Annotated in this window: 6 protein-coding genes; all 6 read right to left on the bottom strand. The window is 60.8% G+C overall.

Annotation, left to right across the window (positions count from 1 at the left end):
- Positions 1-51 precede the first annotated feature (51 nt).
- The 6 genes from ACIP9X_RS14440 to ACIP9X_RS14465 all read right to left on the bottom strand — a co-directional run bounded on the left by ACIP9X_RS14440 (position 52) and on the right by ACIP9X_RS14465 (position 7,002).
- A complete protein-coding gene (locus ACIP9X_RS14440) occupies positions 52-1,770 on the bottom strand; it encodes a dipeptide ABC transporter ATP-binding protein (protein ID WP_400480434.1) in 1,719 nt (572 codons plus the stop codon).
- Positions 1,742-2,719 (bottom strand): ABC transporter permease, encoded by a 978-nt coding sequence (locus ACIP9X_RS14445; RefSeq protein ID WP_400480435.1) that lies wholly within the window; start codon positions 2,717-2,719, stop codon positions 1,742-1,744. Before ACIP9X_RS14445 ends, ACIP9X_RS14440 begins: the two co-directional genes overlap by 29 nt.
- Complete coding sequence (locus ACIP9X_RS14450; protein ID WP_400480436.1) at positions 2,709-3,638, bottom strand: ABC transporter permease; 930 nt, start codon at positions 3,636-3,638, stop codon at positions 2,709-2,711. The genes ACIP9X_RS14445 and ACIP9X_RS14450 overlap by 11 nt, the downstream gene beginning before the upstream one ends.
- Positions 3,639-3,766: 128 nt before the next feature.
- Positions 3,767-5,452 (bottom strand): ABC transporter substrate-binding protein, encoded by a 1,686-nt coding sequence (locus tag ACIP9X_RS14455; protein WP_400480437.1) that lies wholly within the window; start codon positions 5,450-5,452, stop codon positions 3,767-3,769.
- A gap of 259 nt (positions 5,453-5,711) precedes the next feature.
- Entirely contained in the window at positions 5,712-6,794 is a 1,083-nt protein-coding gene (locus ACIP9X_RS14460) for a tetratricopeptide repeat protein (protein ID WP_400480438.1), read from the bottom strand.
- A gap of 82 nt (positions 6,795-6,876) precedes the next feature.
- Complete coding sequence (locus ACIP9X_RS14465; RefSeq protein ID WP_276208512.1) at positions 6,877-7,002, bottom strand: hypothetical protein; 126 nt, start codon at positions 7,000-7,002, stop codon at positions 6,877-6,879.
- Between the last annotated feature and the right edge of the window lie 117 nt (positions 7,003-7,119).

Below are 7,119 nucleotides of genomic sequence, written 5' to 3' on the forward strand. Positions count from 1 at the left end.
CTATGGCCGGGTTCATCGCAACGAGACCAACCAAATCACGCAAGGCGACGGTCAGGCCACTTCGGGCGGCAGCTTGAGCCGCGAGCCTGGGATGGCGTTGAGCAGGGCCTGCGTGTAGTGCTGCTGTGGTGCTTCGAAGACCGAGTCTGTGGTGCCCGTCTCCACGAGCCTGCCCTTCTCCATTACGCAGACGTAGTCTGCGATCTGGCGCACAACGGCGAGGTCGTGCGTGATGAAGAGATATGTCAGGCCGAGGTCGGACTGCAACGCCGCGAGGAGGTTTAACATCTGGGCCTGTACCAGCACGTCAAGGGCGGAGACCGCCTCGTCGCAGATGATGACCTCAGGCTCCAGTGCCAGGGCGCGGGCGATTGCGACCCGCTGCCGCTGCCCACCGGAGAGCTCATTCGGGTAGCGCTGCATCGAGGACCGCGGCAGCGACACCTGTTCCAGGAGCTCCCGCACCTTCTTCTCACGACTGGCACGGTCACCGACCTTGTGCGTCCTCAGGGGCTCCTCAATGGTCTTGAAGATTTTGTACATCGGGTCGAGTGAGCCATACGGATCCTGAAAGATTGGCTGGACGCGGCGCCGCAAGGCAAAAACCTGCTTGGTGTTCAGCGTTGACGTGTCCACGCCGTCAAAAGTAATCCGTCCCGACGTTGGCTTCAGAAGATTCAGCACCATCTGGGCGACTGTGGACTTACCGGAACCCGACTCCCCCACGATTGCCGTCGTCGTGCCCCTCTTGATGCCAAACGAGACGTCGTCCACGGCAACGAAGTTCGTGGACCTGGCAATGCCGGATCGAAGCTTGAAAACCTTGGTGAGGTTCTCCACTTTCAGCACATCCTCGGGGAGCGCTTTCTGCACTGCGACGGAATCGCCCGGAGCCAAAAGCTCTTCGGATTCGATTCCGCGCTCCTTGGCAACCTGCATCCGGCGGGACATCAACGACGGCGCCGAGGCTACGAGGCGCTTGGTGTATGGATGCTGCGGATTACGCAGTAATTCCAGCGAAGGCCCGGACTCCACAACATTGCCGCGGTACATGACCACAACCTTGTCGGCCCGTTCGGCGGCCAGTCCTAAATCGTGGGTGATGAGTAAGACTGCCGTGTCCAGCTCTGACGTCATTCCCTTGAGGCGGTCCAGGATCTGGCGCTGGACAGTCACGTCCAAGGCCGACGTCGGTTCGTCTGCAATAAGCAGACGGGGCTCGCCGGACAGCCCGATGGCGATGAGTGCGCGCTGCCGCATGCCTCCCGAGAACTCGTGCGGATACTGCTTGGCCCTGCGCCCGGAATCAGGGAGTCCGGCCGCCGAAAGGACCTTGGCAACATCGGAAGGGGCGTCGGGCTTGCCGTTGGCCTTCAGTGTCTCGCGAATCTGGTAACCGATCTTCCACACCGGGTTCAGGTTGGACATCGGGTCTTGGGGCACCATGGCGACAGTGTTGCCGCGAAGCTCGATCATGCGCTGTTCGGGGGCATGGGCGATGTCCTCGCCGTCGAGCAGTATCTGCCCACCGGAGATCCATCCACTGCCTGGCAGGAGCCCGATGACGGCAAGCGCCGTCGTGGACTTTCCGGAACCGGATTCGCCCACAATGGCGACGGTTTCACCTGCCATAATGGTGAGGTGTGCGTGGGTGACCGCCCTGAACTCCCCGCTTGAAGTCTTGAAGGAAACCTCCAGGTCCTTAATCTCCAGCAACGGTCGTTCGGTTTCCGCGCTGCTCTCACTGATGGTCACGTGGGGCGTCCTCATGTCGTTGCCGTCTCTTGGGATCCAAGGCGTCCCCGAGGGAGTCCCCGAGCATCATGAAACTCAGCACCGTGACTGACAACGCTATGGCTGGGTAGATAAGAATCATCGTGTTGGTGCGGATTGAGTGTTGGGCTGCGGCGATGTCTTTGCCCCAGGACATGATTGATGTAGGCATACCGACACCGAGGAAGGACAGCGTCGCTTCCAGGACAATGAACACACCGAGATCCAGCGTCGCGAGGACAATGACCGGTGCAATTGCATTCGGAAGAACGTGGCGGACAAGGGTTCTGAATCTGGAAACGCCAAGGGCACGCGCCGCAGTCACAAAGTCGGCGTTCCTGACCTGTATGACGGCGCCGCGTGTGATGCGCGCCATCTGCGGCCACGCGAGCATGGCGATCACCAGTACGACGGTCCACACGCCCTTGTTCTCTCGGAAGAACGGAAGCTGCGTAATGACAAGGGCGCCGAGGAGTACCGGCAAGGCAGAGAAGATGTCGCCCAAGCGGGCCAGAAGGGCATCGATCCAGCCACCGTAATAGCCAGCGAGGGCTCCGAGAGCCACACCGATGATCAGCACGCAAATGACTGACAAGACACCCACGCTCAAGGACGCCTGCGTTCCATGAATGATGCGTGCATACACATCGCAACCTTGGAACGTGAAGCCAAGCGGGTGTCCCTCTCTCGGAGGACCTTCCGAGTTTGCGAGGAGACAATTCTCATTCGGCGGCGTCTGAGTGAAAAGGCCGGGGAGTATTGCCACTGCAACGATCAGAAGGATCATCGCCGAGGAAATGATGAACAACGGCCTGCGGCGAAGCTTATGCCAAGCATCAACCCAAAGGCTTAGCGGTGCTGCCTCGACCTTCAGGGTATCGGTCGCCAGCAACGGCGTTTCGTCGACGGGCGCGACGAAATGTTCGATGTGACGGTTACTTTTCATAGCGGATCCTCGGGTCAAGCCACGCATACAAAAGGTCAACCAGGAGATTGGCCACCACGAAGACAAGGACCAAGACGCTGACGATAACTACCACCGTTGGCCCTTCCCCCCTTAACACAGCCTGGAAGAGCTTGTTGCCCACACCTGGGACATTGAAAATGCCTTCAACGACGATGGCGCCGCCCATGAGCCCACCGAGGTCGGCACCCAGGAAGGTGACAACGGGGATCATCGAATTGCGCAGGATGTGAGTCATGACCACGCGCTGCCGGGAGAGACCCTTTGCTGTCGCTGTGCGAACGTAGTCGGAATGCATGTTCTCGAGCACCGATGTCCGTGTGAGCCTCAGGACGTAGGCAAAGGAGCCAAGCCCAAGCACGATCGCTGGAAGGACCAAGGTGCCCCAGTCCGCATCTGCTCCTACCGTTGGTCTTGCCCAGCCAAGCTGGACGCCAATGACCACCTGCAGGACGAAGCCCAGGACAAAGGTCGGAACCGCGATAACGACCAGGGACATCACAAGCACGGTCGAGTCAAACAGTTTCCCCTTGCGCAGTCCGGCGAACAGACCGAACGTGACCCCAAACGCTGCCTCGATGATCAGTGCTTCGACGGCGAGCATCGCGGTCACGGGGAAGATTCGGCCTAGGGTGGCCGCGATCGGCTGCTGGGTAAAGTCAACACCAAGGTTGAAGGTGACGAGGTTCCTAAGGAAGAGGCCGTACTGGACCCAGAAGGGCTCGTCGAGGTGGTACTGGGCCCGCAGGGCGTCGATGACACTTTGCGGAGGCTGCTTGTCTCCGAAGAGCGCGGCAATCGGGTCGCCCGGAAGGGCGAAGACCATGTAGTACACGAGGAGAGTGGTCCCGATGAAGACGGGAATTACTTGAAGCAGGCGCCGGAGGATGTACCTGGTCACAGGATGGCGCTCCTTCCGATGGAGATGCGACGGGGAGTCATGGTCGCCTTCCTGCCGCTGCAGGCGAACGGGCGCCTGGCATGAAGTCGGACCCCCATTGCCGTCTCAGCAAGTTCAGATCCTGCGGTCTACCTGGCCGAGATGTCGTAATAGAGGATGGCGCCGTTCCAGCCTGTCTCGGCCGAGATGACGTTGTTGCTCCACACGATCGGATGGTTGTTGTACCACAGCGGCAGGCCAGGGAGTTCCTTGAACAGAACTTCCTGGGCCTTGTTGAACTTGGCGTTTGCCGCACTCGCGTCCTTGGCTGCGAGGCCTTCCTGGAGAAGTTTGTCGACCTCCGGGTAGGAGTATTTCTCAAGGTTGGCGGATGCTCCGGTCTTCCAGACTGGGCCCAGGAAGTTGTACAGCGACGGGTAGTCGCCCTGCCAGGCTGTGCGGGTCAGCCCCGGGAGGGCCTGCGACGTGCGCAGGTCCAGGACTTCTGCAAACTCGGCGAAGGGCTGAATCTCAGCCGGGACGCCGAGGTTGTTCTTGAATCCGTTGGCTACGGCCTCGATCCACTCTTTGTTGCCGCCGTCGGTATTCGAGGCAATCAGGAGCGGCTTGGAAGCGTCGTACGGCTTGATCTTCTCGGCCTGGGCCCAGAGGTCCTTTGCCTTGGCGGGGTCGAACTTCAGCACTTCGTTGCCGGGGATCTTGTCGCTGTAGCCGTCCAGGACGGGGGCGGTGAACTCCGTGGCCGGTGTGCGGGTCCCGTTGAAGACGACCTTGCAGATTTCTTCGCGGTTGATGGCGTAGGAGAGTGCCTGGCGACGGAGCCTGCCAGCGTCACCCTGGAAGTGTGGGTTGTACGGCGGAATGATAAGCGTGGCGTTCACGGCGATGGGCTTTGCCGCATTCCGGTTCGGGAAGTCGGTCTTGTACGTCTTGAGGGCGTTGGACGGAAGGACGTCGCTGACGTCCAGGTTGTCGGACTGCAGGTCCGTGTAGGCCGGGCCCGGATCGGTGTAGAACTTGAAGGTGACGCCGCCGTTTTTGGCCTTGCGGGGTCCATCGTACGCGTTGTTCCTGACGAGGGAGATGGACTGGTCATGAATCCACGAGCCCTCCTTCGGGAACTTGTACGGGCCGTTGCCAATGGGGTTCTCGCCGTAGGCCTTCGGATCCTTCAGCGCGGCCGACGGCAGCGGGTAGAAGGCGGAGTAGCCGAGGCGAAGCGACCAGTCAGCCTCCGGCTGGGCAAGTTTGACGGAGATGGTTGAGTCGTCCTCGAGCACCAGCCCGGACATTGTCTGGGCTGTCGGAGCAGGCGTGGAGGTGGTCTTTCCGTCGGCGCTTGTGGTCTCCTGTGTGGCACTCACGGCGTCGTAACCCTCGATGGACTCAAAGAACGAGCTGTTGACCTGGAGGTTGGTGCTCAGCGCAGCGAAGTTCCAGGAATCGACAAAGGTCTTGGCGGTGACATCCTCGCCATTGGTGAACTTGGTGCCCCTCTTGACCTTGATGGTCCAGTTCTGGGCATCGGCCGTCTCGATGGACTCGGCCAATGCGTTGACTGGCCTACCGCTGGGGTCGTAGAAGCGCAGTCCCTCGAACAGCAGCTCGACGACACGGGCGCCATTATTCTCGTTGGTGTTCGCGGGTAGCAGCGGATTCTGCGGCTCATTGCTATAGGCCGTGATGACCGTGTTGGGATCGCTGCTGGCCTGGCCGCCACTGCCGTCTGTGCCGGCGCCGCCTTCGCATCCGGTCAGGGCAAATGCAGCGATGGCCATAATGCTCAAGACTTTGGAAGTGCGTGTAAAACGCATTTCGCCTCCTATGAGTCGCTGGAGCGATTCCGGGCGGTTTCGTGAATCCTTAGCCCGCTTGCATCGCGTTCCATACGGTCGCATGGTGACACGACCCATAGGACCTGAGCGTAGTCCCACGGACGTCAAATGTGGATGCTTTTCGAATACACAGCAAAGTATGAATGAAGCTGCCAAGGAGTTTTAGTCTTGGGTGGTCAAGAGACCCGGAACACACTCCCACCCCGAGGGCGACTGGCGTTGCCCGGGGAGGGCCCGCTTATAGGCGGTTTTCATCAAGGTGGTGGCGGTTTTGAATGCAAGCGGCTGTGCTCGGATGGTCCTCACCCAGTGTCTGTGTGAATATCTCGATTGCATGGTCGTAGCATTCCCTGGCTTCACGGTGCTGGCCTGTGTCTAAGTAAACGGTGGCGAGGTTGTTCAGGAGGCCGGCGATTTCCGGGTGAGACTCTCCGAGAATTCCGCGTTTGATTGCCAGGGCTTCACGCAGTGTGGCTTCCGCAGTTGAGTAGTCTCCCTTCGCCTGCTGGATTGCCGCGAGATTGTGAAGCTGGACGGCGACCTCGTAGTGCCTGTGGCCGTAAAGGGAATGCCACAATGCAAGCGCTTCGGACAGGCGGGCGGCAGCTTCGTCAAAACGTTCCTGTCCGGCGAGGACAGCACCGAGGACCGACAGATCGGCAGCCAATCCGGCTGGGTCCGGCGGACTGGCTGCCCGGCGCAATCGGACCGCCCGTTGGGCGGGTTCTTCGGCCTCAGCAAAACGATTCTGAACGTGGGCCAGGCCCGCGAGGTTGTGATAGATGCCGGCAAGCTCCAGGGCGTCCGCTTCGGCGTCACTGTCGAGCAACCCAAGGGCCCTGTTGTAGTAGATTCCCGCGTCTTCATAGAGCCCGCGGTCTTTGGCCAGAATCCCCAGGGCGTTGAGCGGGCCGGCTGGCAGAAGGGGTGAATCCGGCGTTTGTTCTGAGAGAGCAAGGGCGTGCGCCAGGGTGAGCGCGGATTCGTCATACGCGGCAGATAGCCGTTGGCTGTTTCCCTTGTGGACCAGAATGGCGACGCACCACGCATCCCGGCTAGCGGTTGGCTCAACCTGCTCCAGAAGAGCAAGAGCGTCGTCGCAGCGGCGCTGCGCTTCTGAATGGTTGGCGAGGTCAGATGCGAATTGCGCGAGTGTCTCCAGAACGGAGACGTGGTCGGCAACACGAGTCAGACTGGCGCTGTCAGCTGTGGGTAACAGGTCCAGTGCACGGAGCGCGAGTCTTTCTGCTCGCTCAGTATCGCCGTCTCGCCACAGGGCCTTGGCCTTCCGGTGCATTCTTCGTGCCTTGAGGGTCTTCATGCCCACATTCAAACCTGCCTGTAAGAGCATCCCCTGCCCGAATCAGATTGATCCGGACCGGGGGCTGCTGCATATTCAATGGTCAACGGCGGACGAGCGGTTCGCAATGGTTGAGCCTCGTCCCGGCGAGGGCGGGGCCGGCGGTGGCGGCGGCGAAGCCGAGGGCGGTGGCGGTCAGGACGGCGGTGGTCCAGATTTTGCGGAACATGGTGATCTCCTCAGGTGTGGTGGCGGTACGGGGTTGGTTTGGGTGATGCGGGGTGCCGCCGGGTCAGCGGCGGACGAGCGGTTCGCAATGGTTGAGCTGGAGCCCGGCGGTGGCGGG

The organism is Arthrobacter sp. NPDC093125 (assembly GCF_044754225.1).
Classification (GTDB): Bacteria; Actinomycetota; Actinomycetes; order Actinomycetales; family Micrococcaceae; genus Arthrobacter.